This is a genomic window from Streptomyces lusitanus (genome assembly GCF_042647945.1).
Taxonomy (GTDB): Bacteria; Actinomycetota; Actinomycetes; order Streptomycetales; family Streptomycetaceae; genus Streptomyces; species Streptomyces pseudogriseolus.
Genome location: NZ_JBHRWL010000009.1, coordinates 88331 through 114431, shown reverse-complemented (window position 1 = coordinate 114431; position 26101 = coordinate 88331). Strand labels below are relative to the sequence as shown.

24 protein-coding genes are annotated in these 26101 nt (G+C 75.3%); 13 read left to right on the top strand and 11 right to left on the bottom strand.

Going from position 1 to position 26101, the window contains the following annotated elements:
- Positions 1-304: 304 nt before the first annotated feature.
- From ACFOSY_RS16135 to ACFOSY_RS16125, 3 genes are all read left to right on the top strand, one after another.
- Positions 305-541 (top strand): hypothetical protein, encoded by a 237-nt coding sequence (locus tag ACFOSY_RS16135; RefSeq protein WP_006136841.1) that lies wholly within the window; start codon positions 305-307, stop codon positions 539-541.
- Between the two features lie 194 nt (positions 542-735).
- Entirely contained in the window at positions 736-1467 is a 732-nt protein-coding gene (locus ACFOSY_RS16130) for a TIGR04222 domain-containing membrane protein (protein ID WP_394307507.1), read from the top strand.
- Between the two features lie 55 nt (positions 1468-1522).
- Positions 1523-1819, top strand: coding sequence for a hypothetical protein (locus ACFOSY_RS16125; RefSeq protein ID WP_394307506.1), 297 nt, complete (start codon positions 1523-1525; stop codon positions 1817-1819).
- A 46-nt stretch (positions 1820-1865) separates the two neighbouring features.
- Here ACFOSY_RS16125 and gcl read toward each other — a convergent pair whose 3' ends face one another.
- On the bottom strand, positions 1866-3650 hold the full coding sequence (gene gcl, locus ACFOSY_RS16120; RefSeq protein ID WP_394307505.1) for a glyoxylate carboligase: 1785 nt from the start codon (positions 3648-3650) through the stop codon (positions 1866-1868).
- A 208-nt stretch (positions 3651-3858) separates the two neighbouring features.
- Here gcl and ACFOSY_RS16115 point away from each other — a divergent pair, with 208 nt between their 5' ends.
- From ACFOSY_RS16115 to ACFOSY_RS16105, 3 genes are read left to right on the top strand one after another with little or no spacing between them, the layout of a single operon-like run.
- Positions 3859-4533, top strand: a complete 675-nt coding sequence (locus ACFOSY_RS16115) for a hypothetical protein (protein WP_394307504.1) — start codon at positions 3859-3861, stop codon at positions 4531-4533.
- Positions 4534-4576: 43 nt separating this feature from the next.
- Entirely contained in the window at positions 4577-5116 is a 540-nt protein-coding gene (locus ACFOSY_RS16110) for a GNAT family N-acetyltransferase (RefSeq protein ID WP_394307503.1), read from the top strand.
- Complete coding sequence (locus tag ACFOSY_RS16105; RefSeq protein WP_394307502.1) at positions 5116-5610, top strand: GNAT family N-acetyltransferase; 495 nt, start codon at positions 5116-5118, stop codon at positions 5608-5610. Before ACFOSY_RS16110 ends, ACFOSY_RS16105 begins: the two co-directional genes overlap by 1 nt.
- A gap of 6 nt (positions 5611-5616) precedes the next feature.
- Here the strand turns inward: ACFOSY_RS16105 and ACFOSY_RS16100 are convergent, their stop codons facing one another.
- Positions 5617-7209: an AMP-binding protein gene (locus tag ACFOSY_RS16100; RefSeq protein ID WP_394307501.1), complete on the bottom strand. Its 1593-nt coding sequence runs from the start codon at positions 7207-7209 to the stop codon at positions 5617-5619.
- Entirely contained in the window at positions 7206-8879 is a 1674-nt protein-coding gene (locus ACFOSY_RS16095) for an AMP-binding protein (protein ID WP_394307500.1), read from the bottom strand. Before ACFOSY_RS16095 ends, ACFOSY_RS16100 begins: the two co-directional genes overlap by 4 nt.
- A gap of 157 nt (positions 8880-9036) precedes the next feature.
- Between ACFOSY_RS16095 and ACFOSY_RS16090 the strand changes: the two genes are divergently transcribed.
- Positions 9037-9861: a helix-turn-helix transcriptional regulator gene (locus ACFOSY_RS16090; RefSeq protein WP_394307756.1), complete on the top strand. Its 825-nt coding sequence runs from the start codon at positions 9037-9039 to the stop codon at positions 9859-9861.
- A gap of 155 nt (positions 9862-10016) precedes the next feature.
- Complete coding sequence (locus tag ACFOSY_RS16085; protein ID WP_394307499.1) at positions 10017-12827, top strand: ATP-binding protein; 2811 nt, start codon at positions 10017-10019, stop codon at positions 12825-12827.
- 526 nt (positions 12828-13353) lie between these two features.
- Here the strand turns inward: ACFOSY_RS16085 and ACFOSY_RS16080 are convergent.
- On the bottom strand, positions 13354-14472 hold the full coding sequence (locus ACFOSY_RS16080) for a winged helix DNA-binding domain-containing protein (RefSeq protein ID WP_394307498.1): 1119 nt from the start codon (positions 14470-14472) through the stop codon (positions 13354-13356).
- Between the two features lie 1415 nt (positions 14473-15887).
- Here ACFOSY_RS16080 and ACFOSY_RS16075 point away from each other — a divergent pair.
- Together ACFOSY_RS16075 and ACFOSY_RS16070 are read left to right on the top strand one after the other, a co-directional pair.
- Positions 15888-16829, top strand: a complete 942-nt coding sequence (locus ACFOSY_RS16075) for a polysaccharide pyruvyl transferase family protein (protein WP_394307497.1) — start codon at positions 15888-15890, stop codon at positions 16827-16829.
- Positions 16830-16892: 63 nt separating this feature from the next.
- Positions 16893-17237 (top strand): DUF3040 domain-containing protein, encoded by a 345-nt coding sequence (locus tag ACFOSY_RS16070; RefSeq protein WP_394307496.1) that lies wholly within the window; start codon positions 16893-16895, stop codon positions 17235-17237.
- Between the two features lie 13 nt (positions 17238-17250).
- Here the strand turns inward: ACFOSY_RS16070 and ACFOSY_RS16065 are convergent, their stop codons facing one another.
- From ACFOSY_RS16065 to ACFOSY_RS16035, 7 genes are read right to left on the bottom strand one after another with little or no spacing between them, the layout of a single operon-like run.
- Positions 17251-18147, bottom strand: a complete 897-nt coding sequence (locus ACFOSY_RS16065; RefSeq protein WP_394307495.1) for a glycosyltransferase family 2 protein — start codon at positions 18145-18147, stop codon at positions 17251-17253.
- Positions 18144-19019, bottom strand: a complete 876-nt coding sequence (locus ACFOSY_RS16060) for a glycosyltransferase family 2 protein (protein WP_394307494.1) — start codon at positions 19017-19019, stop codon at positions 18144-18146. Before ACFOSY_RS16060 ends, ACFOSY_RS16065 begins: the two co-directional genes overlap by 4 nt.
- A complete protein-coding gene (locus ACFOSY_RS16055) occupies positions 19016-19975 on the bottom strand; it encodes a glycosyltransferase family 9 protein (RefSeq protein WP_394307493.1) in 960 nt (319 codons plus the stop codon). The genes ACFOSY_RS16060 and ACFOSY_RS16055 overlap by 4 nt, the downstream gene beginning before the upstream one ends.
- Positions 19972-20922: a glycosyltransferase gene (locus ACFOSY_RS16050; RefSeq protein ID WP_394307492.1), complete on the bottom strand. Its 951-nt coding sequence runs from the start codon at positions 20920-20922 to the stop codon at positions 19972-19974. Before ACFOSY_RS16050 ends, ACFOSY_RS16055 begins: the two co-directional genes overlap by 4 nt.
- Positions 20919-21908: a glycosyltransferase family 9 protein gene (locus ACFOSY_RS16045; RefSeq protein WP_394307491.1), complete on the bottom strand. Its 990-nt coding sequence runs from the start codon at positions 21906-21908 to the stop codon at positions 20919-20921. The genes ACFOSY_RS16050 and ACFOSY_RS16045 overlap by 4 nt, the downstream gene beginning before the upstream one ends.
- A complete protein-coding gene (locus ACFOSY_RS16040; protein WP_394307490.1) occupies positions 21905-22552 on the bottom strand; it encodes a D-glycero-alpha-D-manno-heptose-1,7-bisphosphate 7-phosphatase in 648 nt (215 codons plus the stop codon). The genes ACFOSY_RS16045 and ACFOSY_RS16040 overlap by 4 nt, the downstream gene beginning before the upstream one ends.
- Positions 22549-23559: a glycosyltransferase family 2 protein gene (locus ACFOSY_RS16035; RefSeq protein WP_394307755.1), complete on the bottom strand. Its 1011-nt coding sequence runs from the start codon at positions 23557-23559 to the stop codon at positions 22549-22551. Before ACFOSY_RS16035 ends, ACFOSY_RS16040 begins: the two co-directional genes overlap by 4 nt.
- Before the next feature lie 424 nt (positions 23560-23983).
- Between ACFOSY_RS16035 and ACFOSY_RS16030 the strand changes: the two genes are divergently transcribed.
- The 3 genes from ACFOSY_RS16030 (at position 23984) to ACFOSY_RS16020 (ending at position 26083) form a co-directional block, all read left to right on the top strand.
- Positions 23984-24769, top strand: coding sequence for a polysaccharide deacetylase family protein (locus ACFOSY_RS16030; RefSeq protein WP_394307489.1), 786 nt, complete (start codon positions 23984-23986; stop codon positions 24767-24769).
- Positions 24770-24798: 29 nt separating this feature from the next.
- The gene (locus ACFOSY_RS16025) at positions 24799-25239 is read left to right on the top strand and encodes an SRPBCC family protein (RefSeq protein WP_394307488.1); all 441 of its coding nucleotides are present in this window, start codon (positions 24799-24801) and stop codon (positions 25237-25239) included.
- Positions 25240-25360: 121 nt separating this feature from the next.
- Positions 25361-26083, top strand: a complete 723-nt coding sequence (locus ACFOSY_RS16020; protein WP_394307487.1) for a DinB family protein — start codon at positions 25361-25363, stop codon at positions 26081-26083.
- Positions 26084-26101: the final 18 nt, after the last annotated feature.

The following is a 26101-nucleotide window of genomic DNA, read 5'->3' as shown; positions in this document are numbered from 1 at the left end:
GGCGCCGGCGTCGACATCAGTCCCGTCGCGCCCAAGGCGGCGGCGCCGCCCGGAACCCACGGCCCGCACCGGCGTGCCGTACGGCCCGGACGAGGCATGGCGCCTCCGGACCCGTACGGCGCGGCGGCGGTGCGGGCGGGGCGAGGGCGCCGCGGCGGCGCGCGAGCCAGTGCGGTGGTCAACGCCGCGGCCCGTCTCCTACGACCTGAGGGGAGACGCCCCGCGGCCGTCGCCGTCGCCGCGGTCCCGAGCCCACCTCCCCTCCCGGCGTGCGGATCGGCGCGGTCCGCAGCAGCCTGGGGGCATGGCACATCCGACGGAGCATCCGCACATCGTGGTCCACGCGCCCGCCCTGGACGGCTCCCGGCGGGTCACCTCCGACGACGAGACGCTGGGCGTCGCCACCCACACCGACGACGTGGGCGAGATCCTGCGCCTGGCCGACCTGTACGTCACCGACGTCGAGGACGCGGACTTCATCGAGTGGCAGGGCGGCGGCCCGGAGGACTGGCCCGGACTGTCCGAGCACCACGAGCCGTGAGACGCGGCCGTACGGCGACGTCCGTGGCCGATGCCGTACGGCATCGGCCGTAGGGCGGCTACGGCACCCTCAAATGAACCTCTGAACACCGCCTCCCGAGGCTTCGGCGGTCCCCGCGCGCGGAACCATCCCCGCACACACGGGGCCCGCCGGCACGGGGGCGGCGGGCCCCCTGTCCGAGGGGGTGTCCTGTCATGGCCGACACCGAGCGCGTACGGGAAGCGCCGCACGAACTCGCCCTGCTGGCCGGGGGGCCGCGCGCCGCCGTCGTGGTGGCCGTCGTCGCCCTGCATCTGCGCGGCGCCGTCGAGCCGGGCTCACGGGGCAGGCTGGTGGCGGTCGACAACGAGGCGGGGCGCGCCCTCCCGCCGCTGCCGACGTTGGAGGAGGGTGACAACATCCCGGCGGCGGAGCTGAGGGTGCCGTACCTGGAGAGCGCGGTGCACGGGCGGCTGCACACGCCGTGCGAGGTACGGGAGTTGCTGCGCGACCCGGACGTCCGGTGGGCGGTGGCCACGCTGAAGACCGGGCTGGCGGACACGGACCTGGTGAGTCCGCCGCCGCTGCTGGGCACGACACGGGCGGCACGCCGTCGCCTGCACGTGCTGCGCACCGCGTACCCCGTCCCGGCGAGCCGGGCCGGCCTCTCCGACGAGGAGAAACTGCTGGCCGTCGCCCTGCACGGCGAGGCGGCCCTCCGCGCCGTCGTCCCCCGCTTCGCCCTCCGCGCGGGCCTCACCCCACGCGTCCGCCTCCGCCACAAGCGCACCCTGCGCCACTTCATCCCCGCCTCCGGCGGCTCCAGCGGCGCCTACAACGGCCCTCACTACTGCGGCGGCGGATGGGAAGGCGGGGGCGGCGACTACGGCGGAAGCGGGGGCGGTTGTGGAGGCGGAGGGGGGTGCGGCGGGGGCGGGGGGAACTGAGCCCCGAACCGCATCCCGGTTGCCCAAGGTCCGTTCGCCGGGTGACCATCGCCGGATGGAGCGAGTCGAAGGGCCGGCGCTGGTGCGCGTCGTGCGGACGTGTTCCGCCCACCCGTCCCAGTGGGACGCCTGGACGGCGGAGGGCCAGTACCTGTACCTCCGGTACCGGCACGGCGAAGGCCGCGTGGAGCGTCACCCCGGCCCCGACGTCGATACACCGGAGTCGTGGAACGCGGGGCTCTCGGCGGTCCTGGCCGAGTGGGACGACGGCACCGGCGGCGGAGCCATCGGCCTCGAAGACTTCTGCGCGGCCGCCGGCCTGACCCTGGCGCCCGGCGCTGCGGTGAGCTGACGCCGGCGCGGTGGCAGGGGCGGGGTGCCCCTGCCACCGGAGGTGGTCAGACCTTCAGGGGTGTGACCGCCGTCGGGGCGTGGCCCGGTTCCGTGGCCACGGGTTCGAACTCGACCACGTCGCTGATGTCGTTCGTCGTCGACATCGCGATGTTGGTGACGCGTTCCAGGATCGCCTCCACGATCACCGGGACACGGTGTTCCGCCGCGAGCTTCTTCGCCTGCTCGAAGGCCGGGCCCAGGTCGGCCGGGTCGCTGACGCGGATCGCCCTGCACCCCAGGCCCTCGGCGACCTTGACGTGGTCGACGCCGTAGACGCCCAGCTCGGGGGTGTTGATGTTCTCGAACTCCAGGTTGACCTGGAAGTCGATGTCGAAGGCGCGCTGTGCCTGGCGGATCAGGCCCAGGTAGGCGTTGTTCACCAGGACATGGACGTACGGGATCTTGTGCTGGGCGCCGACGGCCAGTTCCTCGATCATGAACTGGAAGTCGTAGTCGCCGGACAGCGCGACGACTTGCGCCTCCGGGTCGGCCTTGGCCACGCCCAGCGCCGCGGGGACGGTCCAGCCGAGGGGGCCCGCCTGGCCGCAGTTGATCCAGTGACGCGGCCGGTGGACGTGCAGGAACTGCGCGCCGGCGATCTGGGAGAGGCCGATGGTGGTGACGTACCGCGTCTCGGGGCCGAACGCCTTGTTCATCTCCTCGTAGACCCGCTGCGGCTTCATCGGCACGTCGTCGAAGTGGGTGCGGCGCTGCATCGTGGCGCGCCGCTCCTGCGCGGAGGCCGCCCACGCGGTGCGGTCGGGCAGCCGGCCCGCCGCCGCCAGCTCCTCGGCGACCTCGACGAAGAGGGCCAGCGCGGCGCGCGCGTCGGAGGCGATGCCGTAGTCGGGGGCGAAGATGCGGCCGATCTGGGTGGGTTCGACGTCGACGTGCACGAAGGTGCGGCCGGCGGTGTAGACGTCGAGGCGTCCGGTGTGGCGGTTGGCCCAGCGGTTGCCGATGCCGAGGACGAAGTCGGACTCCAGGAAGGTCGCGTTGCCGTAGCGGTGCGAGGTCTGCAACCCGACCATGCCGGCGTTGAGTTCGTGGTCGTCGGGGATGACGCCCCAGCCCATCAGCGTGGGCACGACGGGCGTGCCGGTCAGCTCCGCGAACCGCACCAGCAGGTCGGCCGCGTCGGCGCCCACGACCCCGCCGCCCGCGACGATCAGCGGCCGCTCGGCGGCGTTGAGCATGCCGAGCGCCTTCTCGATCTGCGCGCGGGTCGCGGCCGGCTTGTAGACGGGCAGCGGCTCGTACGTGTCGGGGTCGAACTCGATCTCCGTCGTCTGCACGTCGATCGGCAGGTCGATCAGCACGGGCCCCGGGCGGCCGGAGCGCATCAGGTGGAAGGCCTGCTGGAACACGCCGGGGACCTGGGCCGCCTCCAGCACGGTCACCGCCATCTTGGTGACCGGCCGGGCGATGGACGCGATGTCGACGGCCTGGAAGTCCTCCTTGTGGATCACCGCGGTGGGCGCCTGGCCGGTGATGCAGAGGATCGGGATCGAGTCGCCGGACGCCGAGTACAGGCCGGTGATCATGTCGGTGCCGGCCGGTCCCGACGTGCCGACGCACACGCCGATGTTGCCGGGGTGCGTACGGGTGTAGCCCTCGGCCATGTGGGAGGCGCCCTCGACATGGCGGGCGAGGGTGTGGCCGATGCCGCCGGACGCCTTGAGCGCCGCGTAGAACGGGTTGATCGCCGCGCCGGGGACACCGAACGCGACGTCGACGCCCTCACGCTTGAGGATCTCGACCGCCGCGCGGGCAGCCGTCATTCGAGCCATGGAGTACTCCTGCTTCGGCTTCTCGGATTCGCATGCCCGTCGCGCCCCGCGGTGAGCTCTCGGATTCCGTATTACGGAAACTTACTTCTACTATCTGGAATGAATGTAAGAGCGGTCGCCCGAGGCCGTCAAGAGAGCCGCAACTGCGGGACATCCGCGGGCCGGAGGAGGACGATGGACCGGCTTCGAGAACTCCGGGAGTGGACCCATGTCCGAGAGCCTTCCGGTGCGCTGCCCCGCCTGCCGGCGCTCGCACCGCTACACGGCACCGGCGTACCCCTGCGCCTGCGGTGCGCCCGTCGCCGCGCCGCTGGACCCCGACCGCGTGCCGGACGCCGCCGGGCACCGCTCCTGGAGCGAGGAGTGGGTCACCGTCCGGTGCGGCAGCTGCGGCACGCGCGGTGAGTGGCCGCAGCCCGAACTGGGCTGCCCCTGCGGGACGGTGCTGCGCATCCCGGTCGTGGGCGAGCGGGCGGACGGGCGGGCCGGCGGAGGGGCGCGGCGGCCCGCCGTCCCCACCGTGCCGATCCGCAGCGCGCGCGACGCGGTCACGGCCGCCGTGCTGTATCTGCGCCACCTCGGCCACGACGACATCCGGCGCGCGGACCAGCGGCCCACGTCCGGCATCGGGCTGGCGGGCCGGGGCGTGCTGGCCCAACTCGACCCGTCGGCGCGGCCCGCGACCTCGCGGGACGTGGAGTGTCTGTGGCTGACCGCGATGACGGAGTCCGCGACCTGCCTCTACTTCTCCCTGGCCGGCTACACCGCCGAGGCCCGCGCCCGCGCCGACACCCTGGACGTCCCGCTGTTCGTCCTCGACCCCTCGGGCGCCGCCTGCCCCGAGAACACCCCGGCCCTGACCCTGGACGCGGACGCGTCCTGAAACTCCGGCGACGGGTGGGGCGGGTGCGTCCGATACTCGTCGGATGCGCATCCGTCCCGCCGCCCCCGGTGAACTGCCCGCCCTCCAGGACGTCGAACGGGCGGCCGGCGCGCCGTTCCGCGACCTCGGCATGGCGGAGATCGCCGACGACGACCCGCCCGCCCTGCAGGAGCTGGAGCGATACCGGGCGGCCGGCCGCTGCTGGGTCGCGGCCGACGAACGGAACGATCCCGTCGCGTACGTGACCGCCGAGCCGGTCGACGGCGCCCTTCATGTGGAGCAGGTCTCCGTCCACCCGCGCGCCGCCCGCCGGGGCGTGGGCCGCGCCCTGCTCGCGCACGCCGCCGAGCACGCCCGCGAGGAGGGCCTGAGCGCCCTCACCCTGACCACGTTCGCCGACGTCCCGTGGAACGCCCCGTACTACGCCCGCCTCGGCTTCCGCACCCTGACCGGGCCGGACCTCACCCCGGGCCTGCGCCGCATCCGCGCCGAGGAGGCCGCACACGGGCTCGACCGGTGGCCGCGCGTGTGCATGCGCTTCGAACTGCCGGACGGCGGCGGGACGTTCGGCACACTGTCGTGATGACGATCAGGCCGGCGCGCGCGGACGACTTTCCCGGTTTCCTCGGCCTGGCGGCCCAGGTCGAGCAGTGGTTCGGGCCGATGGTCGAGGAGCCCGGCTTCCACGACGCGGTGCGCGAGCACCTCGACGGCCGGGACGGCCACGCGGCCCTCGTCGCCCCGTCGGCCTCCGGCCCCGGCCTGCTCGGCGGGTTGCTGTTCGGGACGCAGGGGCCGACGTACCACGTGCACTGGCTCGTCGTCTCCGGCCGGGCCCGCGGCACGGGCGTCGGGCGCGCACTGGTGGCGGAGGCGGTACGCCGCTGGGTGCGCGGTCCCGGTGAGATCGAGGTGGTCACCTTCGGGCCGGACCACCCCGGGGCCGACGTCAGCGGCGCCCGCGTCTTCTACGAGCGGCTCGGCTTCACCCCCGCCGAGGCCGCCGCTCCGGGACCGGAGGGCGGCTCCCGGCAGGTGTTCCGGCGGGCGGTCGGCCACCGGCGGGGGGTCGGCTGAGCCGGCTCAGCCCGCCGCGTACCGCTCCCTCAGCTCGATCTTGCGGACCTTGCCCGAGACCGTCATCGGGAAGGTCTCCAGGAGTTCCAGGCGGCTGGGGACCTTGTAGTGGGCCAGCTGCCCGTCGCAATAGGCGTGCAGCTCGGCCAGGGTGAGCGGGTCGGCCGGGTCGCGGGGGATGACGCAGGCCAGGACCTCCTCGCCGTAGCGCTCGTGCGGGACGCCGACGACCTGGACGTCCGCGACCTTCGGGTGGCCGTAGAGGAACTCCTCGATCTCGCGCGGGTAGATGTTCTCGCCGCCCCGGATGATCATGTCCTTGATGCGGCCGACGATCTCCACGTAGCCGTCGTCCCGCATCACCGCGAGGTCGCCGGTGTGCATCCAGCGGCCCCGGTCGATCGCCTCGGCGGTCTTCTCGGGCTCGTCCCAGTAGCCCAGCATCACGCTGTAGCCGCGGGTGCACAGTTCGCCGGAGGTGCCGCGCGGGACGGTGACGCCGGTGGCCGGGTCGACGATCTTCACCTCGATGTGCGGCAGGACGCGGCCCACGGTGCCGGTGCGGTGTTCGAGGTCGTCCTCCATGCGGGTCTGGAGGGACACCGGGGAGGTCTCCGTCATGCCGTAGCAGATGGAGACCTGCTCCATGTGCATCTCGGCGACCACCCGCTTCATCACCTCCACCGGGCACGGGGAGCCCGCCATGATGCCGGTGCGCAGGGAGGTCAGGTCGTAGGAGGCGAAGTCGGGCAGGTTCAGCTCGGCGATGAACATCGTCGGCACCCCGTACAGCGAGGTGCAGCGCTCCTGCTGGACCGCGCGCAGGGTGGCCGCCGGGTCGAACGACGGGGCGGGGATGACCATGCACGCGCCGTGCGAGGTGGCCGCGAGGTTGCCCATCACCATGCCGAAGCAGTGGTAGAACGGCACCGGGATGCAGACCCGGTCCTGCTCGGTGTACGCGATCAACTCCCCCACGAAATAGCCGTTGTTGAGGATGTTGTGGTGGGAGAGGGTGGCGCCCTTGGGGAAGCCGGTGGTGCCCGAGGTGTACTGGATGTTGACCGGGTCGTCGCAGGACAGCTCCGGGTACGCGGGGTCGGGCGTGGCGCGGGCGATCAGCGCGTCCCAGGTCGGATCGCCGATGTACACGACCTCACGCAGCTCGGGGCATCTGCCGCGCACCTCCTCCGCCATCGCTCGGTAGTCGCTCGTCTTGTGGCTGACGGAGGCGATCAGCAGGCGGATGCCGGACTGCTTGAGGACGTACTCCACCTCGTGCGTGCGGTACGCCGGGTTGATGTTCACCATGATCGCGCCGATCCGGGCGGTGGCGTACTGGGTGAACACCCACTCGGGGCAGTTGACCGCCCAGATGCCCACCCGGTCGCCCTCGGTGACACCGGAGTTGAGCAGCGCCGACGCCAGCTCCTCCACCCGCGCGGCGAACTCGGCGTAGGTCCAGCGCCGTCCGGACGGCACGTCGACGAGGGCCTCGCGGTCGGGCCAGGCGGCGACGGCGCGGTCCAGGTTGGCGCCGATGGTGTCGCCGAGCAGGGTCGTCCCGCCGGCACCGTGGCTGTAGGAGAGCGTGGTCACCGGAAGTCCTCCTCGCGGTACTCGGCGGTCGATCCCGCCGCCGTGGCCTCGCGCAGCTCGATGCGGCGGATCTTGCCGGAGACGGTCTTGGGCAGTTCGCCGAACTCCAGGCGGCGCAGGCGCTTGTAGGGGGCCAGCGTCTGCCGGGAGTGCTCGAAGAGGACCTTCGCCGTGTCGGGTCCTGGCTCCCAGCCGTCGGCGAGCACGACGTACGCCTTCGGCACGGCCAGCCGCAGCGCGTCCGGGGCGGGCACCACGGCCGCCTCCGCGACCGCCTCGTGCTCCAGCAGCGCGCTCTCCAGCTCGAACGGGCTGATCTTGTAGTCGGACGCCTTGAACACGTCGTCCGCGCGTCCGACGTAGGTGATGTAGCCGTCCGCGTCGCGGGAGCCGATGTCGCCGGTGCGGTAGTAGCCGCCGGCCATCGCCTCCGCCGTGCGGTCCGGGTCGCCGTGGTAGCCCGTCATCAGGCCGACGGGCCGCTCGGACAGGTCGAGCGCGATCTCGCCCTCGGCCGCGCCGGGCGCGCCGGAGACCGGGTCGAGGAGCTCGACGCGGTAGCCGGGGCTGGGGCGGCCCATGGAACCGGTCTTGAGGACCTGGCCGGGGCTGTTGGACACCTGCACGGCGGTCTCGGTCTGCCCGAAGCCGTCCCGGATGGTGACGCCCCAGGCGCGCCGCACCTGCTCGATGACCTCCGGGTTGAGGGGTTCGCCGGCGGCGACGACCTCGCGGGGCGGGGTGCGCAGCAGGCCCAGGTCGGCCTGGATGAGCATGCGCCACACGGTCGGCGGCGCGCAGAAGGTGGTGACGCCCGCCTTGTCCATCTCGGCCATCAGGCGGGGCGCGTCGAAGCGGGTGTAGTTGTGCAGGAAGACGGTCGCCTCGGCGTTCCACGGGGCGAACAGGTTGGACCAGGCGTGCTTGGCCCAGCCGGGCGAGGAGATGTTGAGGTGCACGTCGCCGGGGCGCAGGCCGATCCAGTACATGGTCGCCAGGTGCCCGATCGGGTACGAGGTGTGGGTGTGCTCCACCAGCTTGGGGCGGGCGGTGGTGCCCGAGGTGAAGTACAGCATCAGCGGGTCGTCGGCGAGGGTCGGCCCGTCGGCGGCGAAGGCGTCCGACGCGCCGTAGGCGTCGGCGTAGGGCAGCCAGGCCCCGCCGGGCTCCTCCCCCACGGCGATGCGGGTGTAGCCGCCGGGCACCTCGTCGAACTTCGCGGCGTCGGCGGAGCGCACGATCACATGGCGGACCCGGCCGCGCTCGACGCGGTCGCGCAGGTCGGCGGGGCCGAGCAGCGGGGTGGCGGGGATGACGACGGCGCGCAGCTTCATCGCGGCGAGGGCGGTCTCCCAGAGCTCGGCCTGGTTGCCGAGCATCACCAGCACCCGGTCCTCGGCGGCCACGCCCCGCTGCCGCAGCCAGTTCGCGACCTGGTCGGAGCGGCGCGACAGCTCGGCGAAGGACAGGCGGGTTTCGCCGCCGTCCTCCTCGACCAGGTGCAGGGCCGTGCGGTCGTTGCCGTCGGCGATCGCGTCGAACCAGTCCAGGGCCCAGTTGAAACGGTCGGGCCGGGGCCAGTCGAAGTCCCGGTAGGCGGTGGCGTAGTCCTCACGGTGTTCCAGCAGGAAGTCCCGGGCCCTGCGGAACTGCTCCGTCGCCGTCGTCATGCGTCCTCCTCGGTGCCGGACCTTGCCGGGCGGCTCACGGTCATCGTGTAATCCGTGATGCAGGTCTCACTACCCCCGAACGGGGGTGTGCGCCGCACACGGGCCGCGGTGAAGGGGCGAACAGGTGACAGCAGACCCGACGAGGACGAGCGAGGCGGTGGAGATCCGGGGTGCGCTGGCCCGGCTGCGGCGCGCGACGGGACTGCCGGTGGCGTTCGGCGGGCTGGTGGAGCCGGGGCGCCGGCACGTGCGGATCAGCGAGCTGAGCGGCACCGCCACGCCGGCGCTCAGCTCGCTCGCCGTGACCTCGGGCAACGGTCTTGGCGGCAAGGCGGTGGCGCTGGCCCGGCCGTGCGCGGTGACGGACTACTCCGTCTCCCGGCAGATCAGCCACGAGTACGACGCCCCGGTCGCCGCCGAGGGCCTGCGCGCGGTGGTGGCCGTGCCGGTGGTCGTACGGCGGCGGGTGCGGGCGGTGCTGTACGGGGCGCTGCGCACCGCCGTGCCGCTCGGCGACCGCACGCTCGGGGAGACGGTGCAGGTCGCGCGGGACGTGGAGCAGGCGCTGCTGGTGCGGGAGGAGGCGGCGGAGCTGCTGGCGGCGGCCGGCCCGGCGCCGGGGGCGGACCCGTGGCGGGAGCCCGGCGCGGGCGCGCAACGGGAGCGGGTGCGGGAGGCGCACGCGGCGCTGCGGGCGCTGGCCCCGCGGATCGCCGACCCGGCGCTGCGGGCGGAGCTGCTGGAGGCGTGCGCCCTGCTCACGGCGCGGCAGACGCCGTCCGGTGCGGTGCGGCTCGCGCCCCGGGAGGTGGACGTGCTGGCCTGTGTGGCGGCGGGGGCGACGAACTCGGCGGCGGCCGGCCGGCTGGGGCTGACGGCCGAAACCGTGAAGGCCTATCTGCGGTCCGCGATGCGGAAGCTCGGGGCGCGGACCCGGGGCGAGGCGGTGGTCGCCGCCCGCCGGGCCGGGTGGTTGCCGTAGATTTGCGGTGTTCTCCCCCCGGGCGGTAATAGCAGGAGTGCACCCTTTGATTAACAGTTGATCGGAACGTTGTCATTCACCTCACTCCACCGTCCGCCGGAATTGAGGACCCTGTTGCCTAATATTGGCCAGGACACGCCACACGGAGGGGAGCGGTGACCGTGCGACGGGACGACAAGGAGCCTGCCAGGTACCGCCCCGACCTGGTCATCGGCCGGGACGAGCTGTTCGCCGACGCCAGGGCGCAGCTCGCGCGCGGCGGCAGCGTGCTGCTCCACGGCCCCGCCGGAATAGGTAAATCGACCGTGCTGCGGGCACTTGCGGCGGAAAACGCCGGGGCGAGCTCGCGGGTGTTGCGCTGCTCGGCCACGGAGTCCGAATCCCATCTTCCGTTCCTCGCCCTGGCCGATCTGTTCGGGTTGGTGCTGGACGAGGTGGCCCCCCGGCTGCCCGCCGCCCAGCGCACCGCCCTGGAGTCGGCGCTCACCGGGCGCGGCGAGTCCACCCTCCAGCGGGACGGCCTGGCGCTGCGGCTCGCCGTGCTGTCCACGCTGCGCGCGCTGTCCGCCGAGGGCCCGGTCCTCGTGGTCGCCGACGACCTCCAGTGGCTCGACCCGGCCAGCGCCGAACTGCTCGGCTTCGCCGCCCGCCGCCTGGGCGACAGCCCGGTGCGCATGCTGTGCGCGGTGCGCACGGAGGGCGAGGAGTACGACCGTCATCTGCGCGCCTGCCCGCCGGACACGCTGGCGGTGCGGCTGGGCCCGTTCTCCCGCGCCGAGGTCTCCGCGCTGCTCGACCACCGCGGCTACACCACCCTGTCCCGCTCGACGGTGCGTGACATCCACCGCACCAGCGGCGGCAACCCGCTGTTCGCGCTGGAGCTGGGCCGCGCCCTCGCGGAGAGCCCCACCCGGCCCCGGCCCGGCGAGCCGCTGCCGGTGCCGACGTCGCTGCGGGCGCTGGTCCTCAGCCGCCTGGAGATGCTGTCCGACGCGGCCCGCCGCACCCTGCTGGTGGCCAGCGCCGGCGCCCGCCCCACCCTCGCCCTGCTGCACGCGGCCGGCCGGGACAACGCCGAGGCCGAGACCGCCCAGGCGGCCTCCCTCGGGCTGCTCATCACCGACCCCGAGGACCCGGCGCTGCGCTTCACGCACCCGCTGATCTCCGCCGCCCTCTACGCGGAGGCCCCCGCGCAGGAGCGGCGGGCCGCCCACACGGCGCTGTCCACCGCCGCCTCCGACCCGATCGAGCGGGCCCGGCACCTGGCGCTCGCCGCCACGGGACCCGACCCGGAGGTCGCCGCCCGGCTCGCCGAGGCCGCCGCGATGGCCCGCGACCGTGGCGCGCCGTCGGTCGCCGCCTCCCTCGGGCTGCTCGCCGCCCGGCACACCCCCGCCGACGGCGCGCCCGCCCCCGACGAGCGGCGGCTCGAGGCCGCCGAGGACGCCATCACCGCCGGCGAGGTCGACCTGGCCCGCGACATCGCCCGCGAGGTGCTGACCCGGGCGACCGTGCCGGCCGAGCGGGTGCGGGCGTGGATGGTGGTCATCGAGGCGGCCGGGCAGGCGCTCGGCGAGGTCGACGCCGTGTTCCCGCAGGTGCTCGCCGACGCCGGGGACGACCCCCGGCTGCTCGCCCTGGTCCACTACCAGCTCGCCTGGCGCGAGGTCGTGGTCAACGGCGACTTCGCGAAGTCCCGCCAGGAGGCCGCGCACGCGGCGGAGCTGGCCGCACGCGGCGGGGACCGGCGCACCGAGCTGATGGCGCTCGCCTTCCAGTCGTCCACCGAGACCCTGATGGGCCACCCGGACGCCCCCGCCACCATCCGGCGCGCGCTCCAGGAACCCCAGGACCCCGACGTCGCCAGCCACCACAACGGGGCCGCGATGTCCCGGTTCCGCTGGCTGCTGATGAGCGACCAGCTGCCCGAGGCCCGTACGGCCATCACCGCGCTGCTGCGGGAGGCCCGGCGGCGCGGCATGGTCGAGAGCGAGGTGCACTTCTCCCGGCTGCTCGCCGACACCGAGCTGCGCTTCGGGCACTGCGGGCGCGCCCTGGACCTGGCCGGGGAGAGCCTGCGGCTGGCCCGCGACTCCGGCATCGGGGAGAGCGCGTCCGCGATGCTCGCCTCCGTCGCGGAGGCGTCCGGCGGGGACGTGGAGCGGGCGATGGCCCTGGCCCGCGAGTCCGCCGACCACGCCGAGGTGGACGGCGACCAGCTGTACCTCTCCCTGGCCCTGGCGGCCCTCGGGTATGCGCAGCTGGTGTCCGGGGACGCGCAGGCCGCGGTGCACTCGCTGCGCCGGGTGCGCGAGCTGGAGCAGGGCATGGGCATCACCGACCCGGCGCGCGGCCGCTGGCAGGGCGACCTCGCCGAGGCGCTGGTGCGGATCGGCGAGCCCGGCGAGGCGCAGGAGCTGATCAACACCACCCGGGTGCACGCGCTACGGCTCAACCGGGCGAGCGTGCTCGCGGTGCTGGACCGCGCGGAGGCGCTGGTGCGCGCGGCGCGCGGCGAACACCAGGCCGCGATCGCCCAGTTGACGTCGGCTCAGGAGCGCCTGGCGAAGCTCGGTTACGGCCTGGAAGAGGCGCGCGCCGCCTTCGCGCGGGCCCGGCTGCGCTCCCGGGGGCCGGGTCCCGCCGGGTACGACGAGGCGGCGCGGCTGTTCCGGCGGTGCCGTGCGCTGCCGTGGCTGCGGCAGGTCGACGAGGCGGTGGCGTCGGGACCGGCGGAGGCCGACCCGATGCCCGCGGCGACCCCGGCCGCGCTGGACGGGCTGGCCTCGATGGAGCGTCAGGTCGCGGCGCTGGTCATGGAGGGGGCGACCAACCGGGAGATAGCCGGGCGCCTGTTCATCAGCGTCAAGACGGTCGAGGCGACGCTCACCCGGGTCTACCGCAAGCTGGGGATACGCTCCCGCGTGGACATCGTGCGGCTGGCGGCGGGGCGCAGGGCGCCGTAGGGGCCGTAACGGCGTGTCGAGGGTGCCGCAACGGCCTTGCAGGGGTGCGGTATTCGGCCGTGCTGACCGGAAACCGGCGGGTCAGGGCCGCGGCGACCGAGGGTTTTCCCTGTCCCGGTCCCCTTAGGGGGTTCCCTCATTGGGAGGGCGCCGGGACCGGTTCTAGCGTGTGACACGTGCCGATCGCTCGGGCACATCGGGGCCCGCCCCGATGCCCGGCCCCCACCCCCGCGCGACCCCCCACCGGCAACTGGAGGAGACCCATGTCAGGGCTCGCCCGCATCAGACGGTCCGCCCCCGGGCGCGCCATCGCCGCCGCGCCCGTCTCCTTCTCCGCCACCCTTGTCCGCCCCGCCGCCGTGAAGTGCCGCCGTCCGGGGCCGACCCCTTGATTTCCTGAGCGACCCTCAGGTGACGACCAGGGGGCGTTGCGGGCTTCCACGAGCAGCCCGCAACGCCCCCTATCCAATGCACCCTCGCTTCCCCCTCGGGGTTTCTCCGGGGTTCCTGCGGGGCTTGTCCGGGTTCACTCCCGCACCGTCCCGAAGCGGACGTCGTACGTCCGGCCCGGGTGCAGCACCCCGAGCATCCGCTCCGCCTCGGCCGTGACCTCCGCCCGCCGCGCCCGCTCGAGGCGTCCGAAGGGCTCGATCACCAGGGCGTCGTCGTCCAGGCGCCACAGTCCCGCCAGGAAGCCGTCCACGAGCAGGGTGCGGTAGGCGACGTTCCCCTTCCAGTGCCGGCCCTTCAGCCCGGGCGGCACGACGCGGGTGCGGTCGGCGTGGGAGAGCAGCAGGTTGTCGAACTCGGGCAGGAAGCGGGGCGGGGCCGGGGTGTCCGGGTCGGGGCGGGGCGCGTCGGGGAGGTCGAAGAGTTCGGTGCCGGTCTCGTCCCGGAAGGTGACAAGGCGGGGCCTCAGGCGTTCGAACGCCTCGCGGAGCCGGGTGAGGCCGGCCCAGGTCTGCATGTCCTTCACGGACGCGGGACCGAACGCGGCGAGGTAGCGCAGCACGGTGGCGTCCGGGGCCGGGACGGGTTCGGCGGGTCTGCCCAGCCAGTGCTCGGCGGTGGTCAGCCGCACCTGGCCACTGCGGCCCCACAGCCCGCGCGGGGTGACCTGCACGAGTGGCAGGGTGCAGCGGGCGGCCACGGAGAGGGCCTGCGGGTCGGCGTCCGGCCAGTACTCCAGGAGCGCCTCACGCAGCTCCTTCATGGTGCGCGGCTCCTCCTCGACGAGGGCGCGGGCCCGGACGGCGAGGCGCTCCAGGTCGACACCGGCGAGCCCGGCGCGGAAGTGGTGCAGCTCCCGGTCGCGGGCGGCCTGCACCAAAGGCCGCAGGGTGAGGCAGTCGTCGGCGGTGTGGGTGTGGATGGTGGAGCGCAGGGTGACGATACGGACCACCTCGCGGTCGGCGAGGGGCCGGGACAGCGCCTCCGGGGTGAAGCCGTCGAGGCGGGCGGCGAGGGCGTAGTACGGCGGCTTGACGTTCTGCGCCTGGAGACCGACCAGATGCTCGACGGCGGCCGTCGCGGACATCGGGGAGCGGCTCAGCAGAAGCTGCCGGGCCAGGGTCGCCCGGTTCAGCGCGCGGGGGCCGAGGACGGGCGGCGACGGCGGGGCGGTGGTCCGCTGCGAGGTGGTCATGGGGGCACGGTAGCGAGGAAGTAGGCCGGATCCCGTCCTCTTTCTCGTATCCGGACAGCTGCCTCGTCCATGGACAAAACCCGGCGGAGTGTAACGCCCTGCCCGTCCGGCGGCGCTGAACATCTGGGGCCGGACACCGGCCCCGCGTGCACGACATCCCCCCACGAAGGAAAGACCCCATGACTTCCCCCGACGACCTCCCCGTCTACGACAGACTCGTGCGCGAGCGCGGTGACGTCGTGGCCGAGGTCCGCGAGGTGGCCGAACGGACCCAGTTCGAGGTCCGCCAGGCCCTGGCGGGCACGGTCCGTCCCCGCCCGCCCCAGACGGGCCCCCGCCAGCAGCAGGGGCCCGGCGGCCCACGCCATCCCCAGGCGGGCCCGCGGGCTCCGCAGGGCGGGCCGCGCCAGCCGCAGGGCGGGCCGAGGCAGCAGGAGCCGGGCGGGCCCGGGCAGGGGCAGGGGCTGCCGCACGGGCAGGGTGGTGAGCCGCCTCAGGGCCGTGGGCCTTCGCAGGGTCCGGGGCAGGGTCACGAGCTTCCGCAGCGGCCGGGCGCCGACGCGCAGGGACCGGGTCATGGCGGCCCCGGGCAGCCGCAGGGACCCGGCTCCCGTCCGCAGGAGGGCGGATTCGGACAGCAGCGTCCGGGACTGCCGCAGAGGCAGGGGCCCGGGCCGTCGCGGGGACCGGGTCACGGGCCCGGCGGGCAGACGCAAGGCCCCGGTGCCCAGGGACCCGGCCCGCGTCCGCAGGAGGGCGAGCCGGGGCAGTAGGGACCGGGGCTGCCGCAGAGGCAGGGGCCCGGGCCGTCGCGGGGACCGGGTCACGGGCCCGGCGGGCAGACGCAAGGCCCCGGTGCCCAGGGACCCGGCCCGCGTCCGCAGGAGGGCGAGCCCGGGCAGTAGGGACCGGGGCTGCCGCAGAGGCATGGTCCCGGGCCGTCGCAGGGGCAGATCGAGGGACCAGGCAAGCGCCGGGCCCCCGCTCCGCAGGTCGCCGGGCCACGGTCCCGGCCGGGGTGCTCGGACCGCGTCCGCAGGACGGCGAGCCCGGGCAGCAGAGGCCCGGGCGGTCGCAGGAACCCGGCTCCCGTCCGCAGAAGGGCGGGCCCGGACAGTGGAGGCAGGGGCTGACGCGGAGGCAGGGTCCTGCGCCGTCGCAGGGGCCGGGTCAGGCCGGCGGGTGGCCGCGCCGGGCGCAGGGGGCACGGCGCGCGTCCGCAGGAGAGTGGGCCACGGGGCGGCCGGGACACAGGCCCGTACACGCACAACGCCCCGGCGCGTAGGCGCCCTGCGCGGGCCGCGTCCGCAAGAGACGAGGACGGGCAGGGCGTCGGAAGGGCCCGGGAGGTATCCCGGCGTTCCGATCTCCCGCGGCCCGATTGCCTGCCCGTCCCCCGGGGCACTCGGTGCGCCGTGCGAGAAGAACGGCGTTCAGGGCCGCGCAAGGTCCTCCTGACCGGGTGGTTCAGCTTTCGGGACGGGGAGGCGACCGCCGGGGACGTGCTGGCCCTGCGGCGGGTCGAGACGGTGCTGCTCGGGTCCGGTACGCCGTACGACGTCGCCTGGAGCCCCGGTTTCCGGCCGGACGCGCTGCACCTCGACGACGTACGGCCCCACGACTACTCGCACCTCGTGTTCGTGTGCGGGCCGCTGCACGGACCGCAGGTGGAGGAGCTGCACCGGCGGTTCGCGCACTGCGTGCGGATCGCCGTGGGGACGTCGGTGATCGACCCCGGCGAGCCGGCGGTCACCGGGTTCCAGCGGGTGCTGGCCCGGGACGCGCCCGGTCGCGCGCCCACCGAGGATCTGGCGGCCCGCGCCCCCGACGTGCCGCCGCGGCCGGTGGTCGGGGTGATCCTGACCCACGGACAGCACGAGTACGGCGCGCAGCGGCGGCACGCGGAGGTCGCCGAGCGGGTGACGCACTGGCTGGCCGGGAAGGACTGCGCCCGGCTGGAGCTGGAAACGCGGCTGGACACCCGGGACTGGCATCTGAACGCGACGCCGGCGCAGGTGCAGTCGGTGCTGGCGCGGCTGGACCTGGTCGTCACCGACCGGCTGCACGGGCTGGTGCTGGCGCTGCGGGTCGGCACGCCGGTGATCGCGATCGACCCGGTGGCGGGCGGCGCGAAGGTGGCGGCGCAGGCGCGGGCCTGCGGGTGGCCGGCGCTGCTGCCGGCGGAGCAGGTGGACGGGCGGCGGCTGGACCGGTGGTGGGACTGGTGCCTGACGTCGGGCCGGGTGGCCGCGCGGCAGGCGCGCGAGACGTTCCGCGAGGGCCGGCTGCCGGACGGCGCGGACCGTCTGCTGGAGGCGCTCACATCCCACGCCGGCGCCGGTCACGGCGCCGGTTAGGCCGTACGTCCGCCGGGCACCCGGATCGCACGTCCACCCTGGCGGAGCGTTGGAGGAGAGACGGTGTCCCTCGGTCGGCTCCCTGAACACGAACAGCACATCCTCGACGAGATCGAGCGGTCGCTGCGGCGGGACCGCCGTCTCAACCGGCTGATGCGGGGCCGTCGGGCCCGCCGCGGCCCTGATCTGAGGCGGGTCGCGGGCCGCGTGGCCCGCTGCGAGCCGCGCGGCCGGACGGTGGCCCTCCTGGTCGCGGTGTCGGTGGCCCTGATGGTGACCGGCGTCGTCACGGCGGCCCCGTGGGCGATCTGGGTGTTCGTCACGGTGTGGCCGGTGACGCTGTTCGCGGCGTTCCGGCTGCTGTCCCGGTGGTCGGGCGACGCGGGCGGCCCGCGCCGCGGGCGGTGAGCGCCGGCCCCGGTCAGCCCGTGTAGCGCCGGGCCTTCGACGCGCGCTGGACGGGTTCCAGGAGGCGGAGGCGGCTCTCCACCTCGGCGGGCAGCACACGGCGTTCGCGCAGGATCCAGGGGAGGGCGGCCGCCGCCTCCGTGAAGGCGAGGAGCGACGTCGTGTCGCGCGGAACCGTGCGGGCGAGATTGACGGTGCGGCGCAGGGCGGGGCCGACCGGGCGGCGCAGCCAGGTGAACCACAGGGTGTTGCGGATGCCGTGCCGCCGGCGCAGGGTCGCGTCCCGCGCCTCGGACGCCTGGTGGTGGATCGTGAGATGGTCGGCGTAGACGAGCCACCAGCCGTCGGCGGCGAGGTCGACGGCGAGCAGTTCCTCCTCCCCGCCGAGCCACAGCTTGGGGTGGAAGCCGCCCGCCTTCCGGAAGGCGTCCGTCCGCAGCACGGTCGCGGCGGCGAGGAAGGAGCCGAGGGCCGGTCCGGGCAGCCACGGCGGTCCCGGCACGGGCGACTCCCGCAGCTCGCGGACGATCGGGTCCTCGGTGCCGTGCGGTTCGACGACGATGCGCGCGGTGACGGAGACGACGGCGGGGTGACGGTCGAGCAGGTCGGCGGCTCCGGCCAGGGAGCCGGGCGCCCACCAGGAGTCGTCGTCGCAGAAGGCGACGTACGGGGTGGTGACGTCACGGACGGCCAGGTTGCGGCCGACCGCGCCGAGGTTGCGGCCGGGGCGCAGCAGCCGGACCTCGGGGTGGTGGCGGGCGACCGCGTCGGCGGTGCCGTCGGTGGAGCCGTTGTCGGTGACGATCACCTCGGGTCGTTCGGGGAGTTCGGCGAGCCGGTCGAGGGTGCGCAGCAGCTCGCGGCGGCGGTTGTGGGTGATGACGACGACGGTCGTGCGGACGTCGGTCATGCGGTCGCCCCTTCCAGCTCCAGGAGACGGACGGCGCGTTCCACGTGCGGGGGCAGCGGGCGGCGGGCGCGCAGCGCGGCGGGCAGCAGGGCGAGCGTCTGGCGCAGCGCGCGCCGGGCGGTGGTGTCGGCGCGGGCCTCGGCGGCGAGGGCGCCGGTGCGGGCGAGGGCGTGGCGGACGGGGCGGCGCAGCCATGCGGTGAGCACCTCGTTGCGGCGCTGCTGAGCGGGCCGGCCGGGGCGTCCGGAGGTGGCCGGGTGGTGGTGGGCGACGACGTCGGGGCAGTGGGTGACGCCCCAGCCGCGGGCGGCGAGGTCGTAGGCGAGGCAGGTCTCCTCGCCGCCGAAGAACAGCACCCGGTGGAAGCCGCCCGCGTCGAGGTAGGCGCTGCGGCGGACGACGGAGGCGCAGGCGAGGAAGCCGAGCACCTGGACGCCGGGGAGGTCGGTGGCGGGGCCGAGCGGGGAGCGGGCGAGGAGGTCGTTGAGCGGGTCGGGGGCGTTCTCGGGGCCGACGAGGGTGTGGGCGGCGATCAGTCCGAGCCGGGGGTGGGCGTCGAACAGGCCGGCGGCGCGGGCGAGTGCGCCGGGCGCCCACCAGGAGTCGTCGTCGGCGAACGCGATGTACGGGGTGTCCAGGGCGCGGGCGCCGTGGTTGCGGGCGAGGGCGCCGTGGTTGCGGGTGAGGGCGAGGACCCGTACGTGGGGGAAGTCCCGGGCGACCATGGCGCGGGTGCCGTCGGTGGAGGCGTTGTCGGCGACGAGGATCTCCGGCCGTTCGGGCAGGTCGCCGAGGTGCCGCAGGGTGACCGCGAGGCGTTCCCTGCGGTCGCGGGTGGCGATGACGACGCCGACGCGGGGGTGGCCGGTCATGGGGCGGGCTCCTCGGGGGCGGGCAGACGGTGCAGGGCGTCCAGCACCTCGTCGGGGGTGACGCGCAGCAGCGCGGGGTTGGGGCGGCGGGCGTGCGGGTCGCCCTCGGGGCCGTGCCACAGGGCGATGTGGCGGGGGTGCGGGGGCGGGCCCCAGTGGCGGGGCGGGACCGGGCCGAACAGGGTGACGGTGGGGGTGGCGTGGGCGACCGCGAGGTGGGCGATGCCGGTGTCGCCGCTGACGACGGCGCGGGCGCCGGCGACGAGGGCGGACAGCCGGGGGAAGGGCAGGCCGCCGGAGAAGACGTCCGTGTCGGGCAGCCGGGCCTCCTTGGCGAGCCGGGCCACGAGGTCGTCCTCCCCCGTGCCCCCGGTGGCGACGACCCGCAGCCCGCGCGTCCGGAGGGCGGCGGCGACCGCCGCGTACCGCTCGACGGGCCAGCAGCGGGCGGGCGCGCCCGCGCCGGGGTGCAGGACGACCGCGCCGGGGGCGGGCGAGGGGGTGTCGGGTCGGGGCAGCCGCAGGTCGGCCGGGTCGGCGTCGAGGCCGTAGAAGCGCAGCAGCCGGCACCAGCGGTCGCGTTCGTGTTCGTCGCGGCGCCAGGGCGGGCCCTGGATCTCGGGAGTGTCCGGGTGCGCGAAGGCGAACAGCCGCGCCGGGCGCAGGGATCGCAGCAGGCGGTGGCTGGGCGGTCCGTTGCCGTGCAGGTCGACGGCGAGGTCCGGGGGCGGCCCGGTCCAGTCGAGGGTGCGGGGGACGGCGCGGCCGGGCGCGGAGGCGGGCAGCAGCCGGTCGACGGCCCCGGTCGCCCTGGCGACGGGGGCGAGTTCGGCGGGCGCGGCCAGCACCGTCTCGTGGTCCGGGAGGCCCCGCCGCAGCGCGCGCAGCGCGGGCACCCCGGCGAGGAGGTCGCCGAGCCCGAGCGCCCGCAGCACGAGCACCCGGGGTGCCGTCATCGGGTGACCTCCTTGAGGAGGCGTTCCCAGTCGTCGAGGAAGCGGGGCAGGCCGTACCGGGCGAGGGCGGCGGCCCGGGCGAGCTCGCCGGTACGGCGCGCGCTCAGCGGGTCGGCGGTGAACTCCCGCACGGCGTCGGTGAGGACGTCGATCCGGTTGGAGACCACGCCCGCGCCGGGCGGCACCGCCTCGGTGACCTCGGTGGTGGCGAGGGCGACGACGGGCATGCCGAGATGCATGGCCTCGAGGAGGGACAGGCCGAGGGAGGTCCAGCGCACCGGGTGGACGTAGACGCGGCGGCGGGCCATCTCGGCGTGCAGCCGGGCCTGGGTCAGCTCGTGGGTGCGGCACCGGTCGGCGGGCAGGCCGAGGTGTCCGGCGAGTCCGTCGGTGCCCATGCCGAACACGTCCAGCGGCGCGGCGGCGGCGAACGCGGGCAGCAGGTCGGTGCCGGTCGTACGGCCGCGCCGCACCGGCTCGTTGACGACGACGGCGGCGTGCGGCAGCTCCCCCGTCCACAGCGGGCCGGGGTCGACGATGCCGTGCTCGATCACCGTCGTGGGGGTGGCGCCCGCGTCCCACATCAGCCGGTTGAAGTGGGTGACGTGCACGAGGGTCACGCCGGGGAGGTCCGCGGCGGGGTGCCGGGTGTCGGGGACGTCGCCGTGCGGGGCGTTGTGCTCCAGGTAGACCAGCGGCGGGCGGCGCCGCAGCCACCGGTCCACCAGGCCGATCTCGTGCGGGCGTTGCAGCACGACGACGTCGACGTCCTGCTCGGCCAGGCGCTCGGGGGGCACCTCGACGACCGAGTCGGGCCAGTCGAAGGTGCGGGCGCGGCCGAGGCCGTCGGGTCCGCGGTCCGGGGTGACCGGGACGACGTAGGTGTGCGGTCCCTGCACGAAGGCCGTGGTCCACGACCCGTGCACGTGCCACAGCAGGATCCTCATGCCACCTCCACGAGCTTGTCGACCGCGGCGACGACGTCGAGCGCGGTCACGGTGTCCAGGCAGGGATGGCCCGGCACGGGGCAGCGCCGGGCGCGGCTTCCGGCGCACGGGGCGTCCTGGTCGCCGAGCAGCAGATGGGGCACGCCGTAGGGCCGCCACCGTTCGGCGGGGACGACCGGCGCGAACAGCGACACCACGGGGGTGCCGACGGCGGCGGCGAGATGGGCGGGGCCGGTGTTCCCGGCGACGACGCAGTCGGCCCCGGCGAGCACCGCGGCGAGCTGCGCGGCGTCGGTACGGCCGCCGAGGTCGACGGCCCGGCCGCCGGCGACGTACGCGGTGAGCTCGCGTTCGCCCGCGCCGCCGGTGACGACGACGCGCCGTCCGGCGGCGGTCAGTTCGCGCACCGCCTGGGCGCACCGTCCGGGGCTCCAGGCGCGGGCGGGCACGCTGGCCCCGGGGTGGACGACGACGTACGGGCCGTCGCCGGCCGGCCGGTCCCCGGCGGGCGGCGGGAGCACCCGCAGCAGCCCGTCGTCGACGCGGGGGAAGCCGGCCGCCTCCGCGAGGTCCAGCGCGGCCTCGGCCTCGTGGGCGTGCGGGGCGCGGTGGTGGCGTACGTCGAGGAGGCTGCCGGGGTGGTCCTCGCTGTCGGCGGCGATGAACGGGACGCCGGCCAGCCGCAGCAGCAGCGCGGTCGGCAGCGGCGACTGGTGATAGGAGGTGAGGACGAGCGCGGCGTCGGCGTCGACGGACGCGAGCAGCCGTTCGATGTCGTCGCGGTCGACGGGCGGCGGCCGGAACCCGGTCCACGGCGAGTCCCAGACGAGCACCTCGTCCACCCCGGGCAGCAGCCGCGCCGCGGGCGCCCCGTGCGGTCCGCACAGCAGGGTGACGTGGTCGGCGCGGGCGGCGACGGCCCGTACGGCGGGTCCGGCGAGCAGCACGTCGCCGAAGCTGTCGAGCCGGGTGACGAGGGCTTTCACAGGTACCTCCCGGTCCGGGGCGGCGCCGCGTCCGGGCCGGTGGGCAGGCGTCCGGACGCCCACCGCACGTGTTCGGCGCCGGCGTACAGACCCAGGGCCGGGGTGGCGTCGGGGGCCTCCCACGGCGGGCCGTCGAGGACGAGCCGTACGGCGGCGGGCAGGTCCCGCGCCACGTGCGGGGCGGCGGCGGTCTCCTCGGGGCGGGTGACGGGCGTGGGGACGAGCACGGCGTGTGCCCCGGCGCGGCAGGCGGCCTCGACGTCGGAGCCGATGTCGCCGACGACGACGCAGTCGGCGGGGTCCGCGCCCAGCCGTCCGACGGCGTCGAGAATCATGCCGGGCCGGGGTTTGCGGCAGGGGCAGCCGTCGTCGGGGCCGTGCGGGCAGAACGCCCACACGTCGAACGGGCCGAGGAGTTCCTCGACGCGCTTGTTGACGCGCCGGACGTCGGCCTCGGTGAGCAGGCCGCGGGCGACGCCGGACTGGTTGGTGACGACGCCGGTGCGGATGCCGCGGGCGCGCAGCGCGTCGAGCGCCTCGCGCGCCCCTTCGACGGGGCGCACGCGCTCCGGGGCGGCGTTGTAGGGGACGTCGTGCACCAGGGTGCCGTCGCGGTCGAACAGCACCGCCCGCACGGGGCTCATCGGGCCACCTCCCGCCAGGCGGGGGCGTGCCGGTGGCGCCAGGCGCCGGCCAGGCGGTGCCAGGTGGCGGCGGGCGGGATGACCACGCTGGTGGCGAGCACGGTCGCTACCTCCTCGGGGGTGCGCGGCCCGGGCGCGATACGGGCACGGGCGAACTCGGCGGTGCCGGCCGCCCATCCCGCCGCACAGGCCGCGGCGGCTCTGCGGTGTCCGGTGGCGGCGAGCGCGCACGCGGCGGCGCCGGCGGCGGTGATCGCGGCGTGCCGGCGGATGCGGCCGCGCGGCGAGACCGCCTTGTCCCACCAGTCGGCGCCGTGCAGCCGGCGCATCAGGGCGTCGTCGGCGTGGCCGCGCTGCTTGCGGACCGACGCCCAGCGGGACGCGGCGCGCACGGGGTGCAGGGTGGTGCGGCGGCCCCGGCGGATGCGCCAGCCGGCGTCGAGGAGCCGCAGGGCGAGGTCGGCGTCCTCGCGGTGCGCGCGGGGGAAGCGCTCGTCGAAGCCTCCGGCCCGGCGCAGGACGTCGGTACGGTAGGCCATGTCGGCGGTGATCCAGCGGGCGCGGGCCAGTCCGGCGGTGCCGCGTTCCCAGTCGGTGGGGCGGCGTCCGCCGGGCAGCGGCACGGTGATGACGCCCGGTACGCCCGCGGTGTCGGACGTCGCCTCGTCCAGGTCGCGCTGGAGCTGGGCGCACCAGTGCGGCCCCACCTCGACGTCGTCGTCGACGAACACCACCCAGGGTTCGGTGACGGCGCGCAGTCCGGTGTTGCGGGCGGCGGCGGGGCCGCGGGCCTCCCCCGGCAGCACGGTGGTGCGGGCGCGCAGGTCGCCCAGGACGCTCAGCGCGTGCTCGAGGGGCGCCGGGTCGGGGTCGGCCGAGGCGGCGGGGCGGTCGTCCACGAGGACGATGCGCTCCGGGCGCGGCCCGCGCGCGGCGGCCAGCGCGGCGAGACAGTCGGCCAGGGTGTCCCGCACCAGGGTGGGGATCACGACGGCGTACGGCGTCATCACGGCGCCCTCCCGCCGCACCCGGCGCACGGCCCGCCGCACGTGGCGCAGCCCCCGCGGGCGCGCGGCCCGCCCGGGCGCGGACCCGCGGGGGCGGGGCGGCGTCCGGGGAACGGGGCGTGGTCACCGGGGTCGTGCATGGGGAGTGGGCTCCGTCCCTGCGTCGGGCGAGTGGTGGGGGGAGCGGGTGCCGCACCCGACCTGCCTCAAACGGTTGGACATACCGTGTCCCGCTCCGCGTGGATATGCGCTGCTCTGCACCAGCGTGCACCGAGACCGGGATGCGCGCAGGTCGGAGGGCGGGACGGGCCGGGTGGTTGCCCGACCGCCCCGGTGACAACTCTCACAGGGCGTGGTCACCCGTACGGAGGCATGCCGCAGCGGACTATAAACCCGGTGTATAAACCGTGTGTACAGTCCGCGCATGCCTTTTCCGACCAGGAAGACGACGACAACGAGAGCCGCGTTCCGCGCCCTTGCCGCCGTGGCCGCGATGGCCGCGGTGACCGCGCTGACGCCGGCGCTGACGGGGTGCGCGCGCGTGGAGACGACCGCGCCCAGCAGCGTCCGCGCGGCCGACGTGCGGGCACGGTTCGGCACGGTGGACTGCCGCGAGGCGCGGTGCATGGCGCTCACCTTCGACGCGGGGCCGAGCGAGCACTCCGCACGGCTGCTCGACATCCTCGCGGAGGAGCGGGTCCCGGCGACCTTCTTCCTCCTCGGCAGGCGGCACATCGACACGTATCCCGAGCTCGTGCGGCGGATGGCCGACGAGGGCCACGAGGTCGCCAGCCACACCTGGACCCACCGCATCCTGACCGAGCTGGAGCCGGAGGAGATACGCGAGGAGCTGGAGCGCACCAACGACGCGATAGAGCGCCTCACCGGCCGCCGCCCCACCCTGATGCGCCCGCCGCAGGGCCGCACCGACGACACGGTGCACGGGATCAGCCGCGAGCTGGGACTCGCGGAAGTGCTGTGGAGCGTCACGGCGAAGGACTACGCGACCACCGACCCGGACCTGATCACCCGCCGCGTCCTCGCCCAGTCCTCCCGCGACGGCATCATCCTGCTCCACGACCTCTACGACGGGACCGTGCCCGCGGTGCCGGGCATCATCGACGCGCTGAAGAAGCGGGGGTACGTCTTCGTCACCGTGCCGCAGCTGCTCGCACCGGGGAGGGCGGAGCCCGGAGCGGTGTACCGGTGACGGCGGGGAGGGCGGCCTAGGATCGGCCCGTGGCCACCTTCCAGCTCGAACGCACGACGCCCCTCGCCCCCGACGAGGCCTGGCGGCGCGTCACGACGTGGCCCCGGCACGGGGACGTGACCCCGCTGACCCGGATCACCGTCACCACTCCCCCGCCCACCGGCGAGGGCACCGTGTTCGTCGCCCGTACGGGTCCGGGTCCGCTCGGCTTCGACGACCCGATGGAGGTCACGAAGTGGCGGCCCCCGACGGGCGACTCCCCCGGCTTCTGCCGCCTGGAGAAGCGCGGGCGCACGGTCCTGGGCTGGGCGGAGATCGAGGTGCGTCCGGGCCTCGGCGGCCACAGCCGGGTGGTGTGGCGGGAGGACGTCCGCGTGCGTTTCCTCCCGGCCGCGTGCGACGGGCTGCTGGCATGGGCGGGGCGCGTGATGTTCGGGCGGACGGTCGACCAGTTGCTGCGGCGGGGCTGAACCCGACTGATTCGGCTGACGGTTGCCGTCCGGGGGGCCGGAAAAGCCGTCGCGTCCCGCGGTGCGGGGCCACTACCTTCCGGGTGGCAGCTGGACGCAACCCGACCACGGAAGGCCTGACATGGGCACCGAGGGCGCACGGACCGACCGCTTGAGCATTCTGCTGGAGCAGTTCGACAAGGCGACGGACATGGCCCGTGCGCGGCTGGCGGGACTCGGCGACGAGGAGTACCTGTGGGAGCCGGCGCCCGGCTGCTGGTCGATCCGGCCCCGTGGCGAGGCGGTGACGCCCAGGGCCTTCGGGCCCGGCGAGTGGGTGCTCGACCTGGGCGACCCGGACATCCCGGCGGGCGAGTACGCGGAGGTGGCCCGGCAGGCGGCCGGCGGCATGAGCGTCGAAAAGATCGCCGAGGACTGGAGCGTGAGCGTGGCGCGGGTCGAGGAGGTCCTCGCCCACACCGGGGAACCGGAGCCCGACGACACGCCGCTCACCACCATCGCGTGGCGGCTGGGGCATCTGCATCACGCGTTCGCGGGCGGCTGGGAGTGGGCGTTCGGCGAGCGGCGGCAGGACCCGAAGCTGATGGTCGACTTCTCCCCCTCCGCCGGCGTCGCGCTACGGCGTTTCTGGGCCGCCGTCGACCGCTGGCGGGCCGCCGTCGGCGCCGTCACCGAGGAGCAGCTCGACACGATCGGCTTCTCGCAGTACCCCTACGGTTCCGACGCCGACGAGCCGTTCGTCGGCGTGATCGCGGGGGCCGGCCTGGAGTTCATCCACCACATGGCCGAGATCGCGCTGCTCCGCGACCTGTGGCGGGTCCGCCACACGCTGTCGGGACGCTGACGCCCGGGGCCGGTCGGA

What these genes read in the sequence shown, in the direction of transcription:
- ACFOSY_RS16135 (WP_006136841.1), top strand. Translation starts at nt 305, where the DNA reads ATGGCACATCCGACGGAGCATCCGCACATCGTGGTCCACGCGCCCGCC.
- ACFOSY_RS16130 (WP_394307507.1), top strand. Translation starts at nt 736, where the DNA reads ATGGCCGACACCGAGCGCGTACGGGAAGCGCCGCACGAACTCGCCCTG.
- ACFOSY_RS16125 (WP_394307506.1), top strand. Translation starts at nt 1,523, where the DNA reads ATGGAGCGAGTCGAAGGGCCGGCGCTGGTGCGCGTCGTGCGGACGTGT.
- gcl (WP_394307505.1), bottom strand. Translation starts at nt 3,650, where the DNA reads ATGGCTCGAATGACGGCTGCCCGCGCGGCGGTCGAGATCCTCAAGCGT.
- ACFOSY_RS16115 (WP_394307504.1), top strand. Translation starts at nt 3,859, where the DNA reads ATGTCCGAGAGCCTTCCGGTGCGCTGCCCCGCCTGCCGGCGCTCGCAC.
- ACFOSY_RS16110 (WP_394307503.1), top strand. Translation starts at nt 4,577, where the DNA reads ATGCGCATCCGTCCCGCCGCCCCCGGTGAACTGCCCGCCCTCCAGGAC.
- ACFOSY_RS16105 (WP_394307502.1), top strand. Translation starts at nt 5,116, where the DNA reads ATGACGATCAGGCCGGCGCGCGCGGACGACTTTCCCGGTTTCCTCGGC.
- ACFOSY_RS16095 (WP_394307500.1), bottom strand. Translation starts at nt 8,879, where the DNA reads ATGACGACGGCGACGGAGCAGTTCCGCAGGGCCCGGGACTTCCTGCTG.
- ACFOSY_RS16080 (WP_394307498.1), bottom strand. Translation starts at nt 14,472, where the DNA reads ATGACCACCTCGCAGCGGACCACCGCCCCGCCGTCGCCGCCCGTCCTC.
- ACFOSY_RS16065 (WP_394307495.1), bottom strand. Translation starts at nt 18,147, where the DNA reads ATGACCGACGTCCGCACGACCGTCGTCGTCATCACCCACAACCGCCGC.
- ACFOSY_RS16060 (WP_394307494.1), bottom strand. Translation starts at nt 19,019, where the DNA reads ATGACCGGCCACCCCCGCGTCGGCGTCGTCATCGCCACCCGCGACCGC.
- ACFOSY_RS16055 (WP_394307493.1), bottom strand. Translation starts at nt 19,975, where the DNA reads ATGACGGCACCCCGGGTGCTCGTGCTGCGGGCGCTCGGGCTCGGCGAC.
- ACFOSY_RS16050 (WP_394307492.1), bottom strand. Translation starts at nt 20,922, where the DNA reads ATGAGGATCCTGCTGTGGCACGTGCACGGGTCGTGGACCACGGCCTTC.
- ACFOSY_RS16040 (WP_394307490.1), bottom strand. Translation starts at nt 22,552, where the DNA reads ATGAGCCCCGTGCGGGCGGTGCTGTTCGACCGCGACGGCACCCTGGTG.
- ACFOSY_RS16035 (WP_394307755.1), bottom strand. Translation starts at nt 23,559, where the DNA reads ATGACGCCGTACGCCGTCGTGATCCCCACCCTGGTGCGGGACACCCTG.
- ACFOSY_RS16030 (WP_394307489.1), top strand. Translation starts at nt 23,984, where the DNA reads ATGCCTTTTCCGACCAGGAAGACGACGACAACGAGAGCCGCGTTCCGC.
- ACFOSY_RS16020 (WP_394307487.1), top strand. Translation starts at nt 25,361, where the DNA reads ATGGGCACCGAGGGCGCACGGACCGACCGCTTGAGCATTCTGCTGGAG.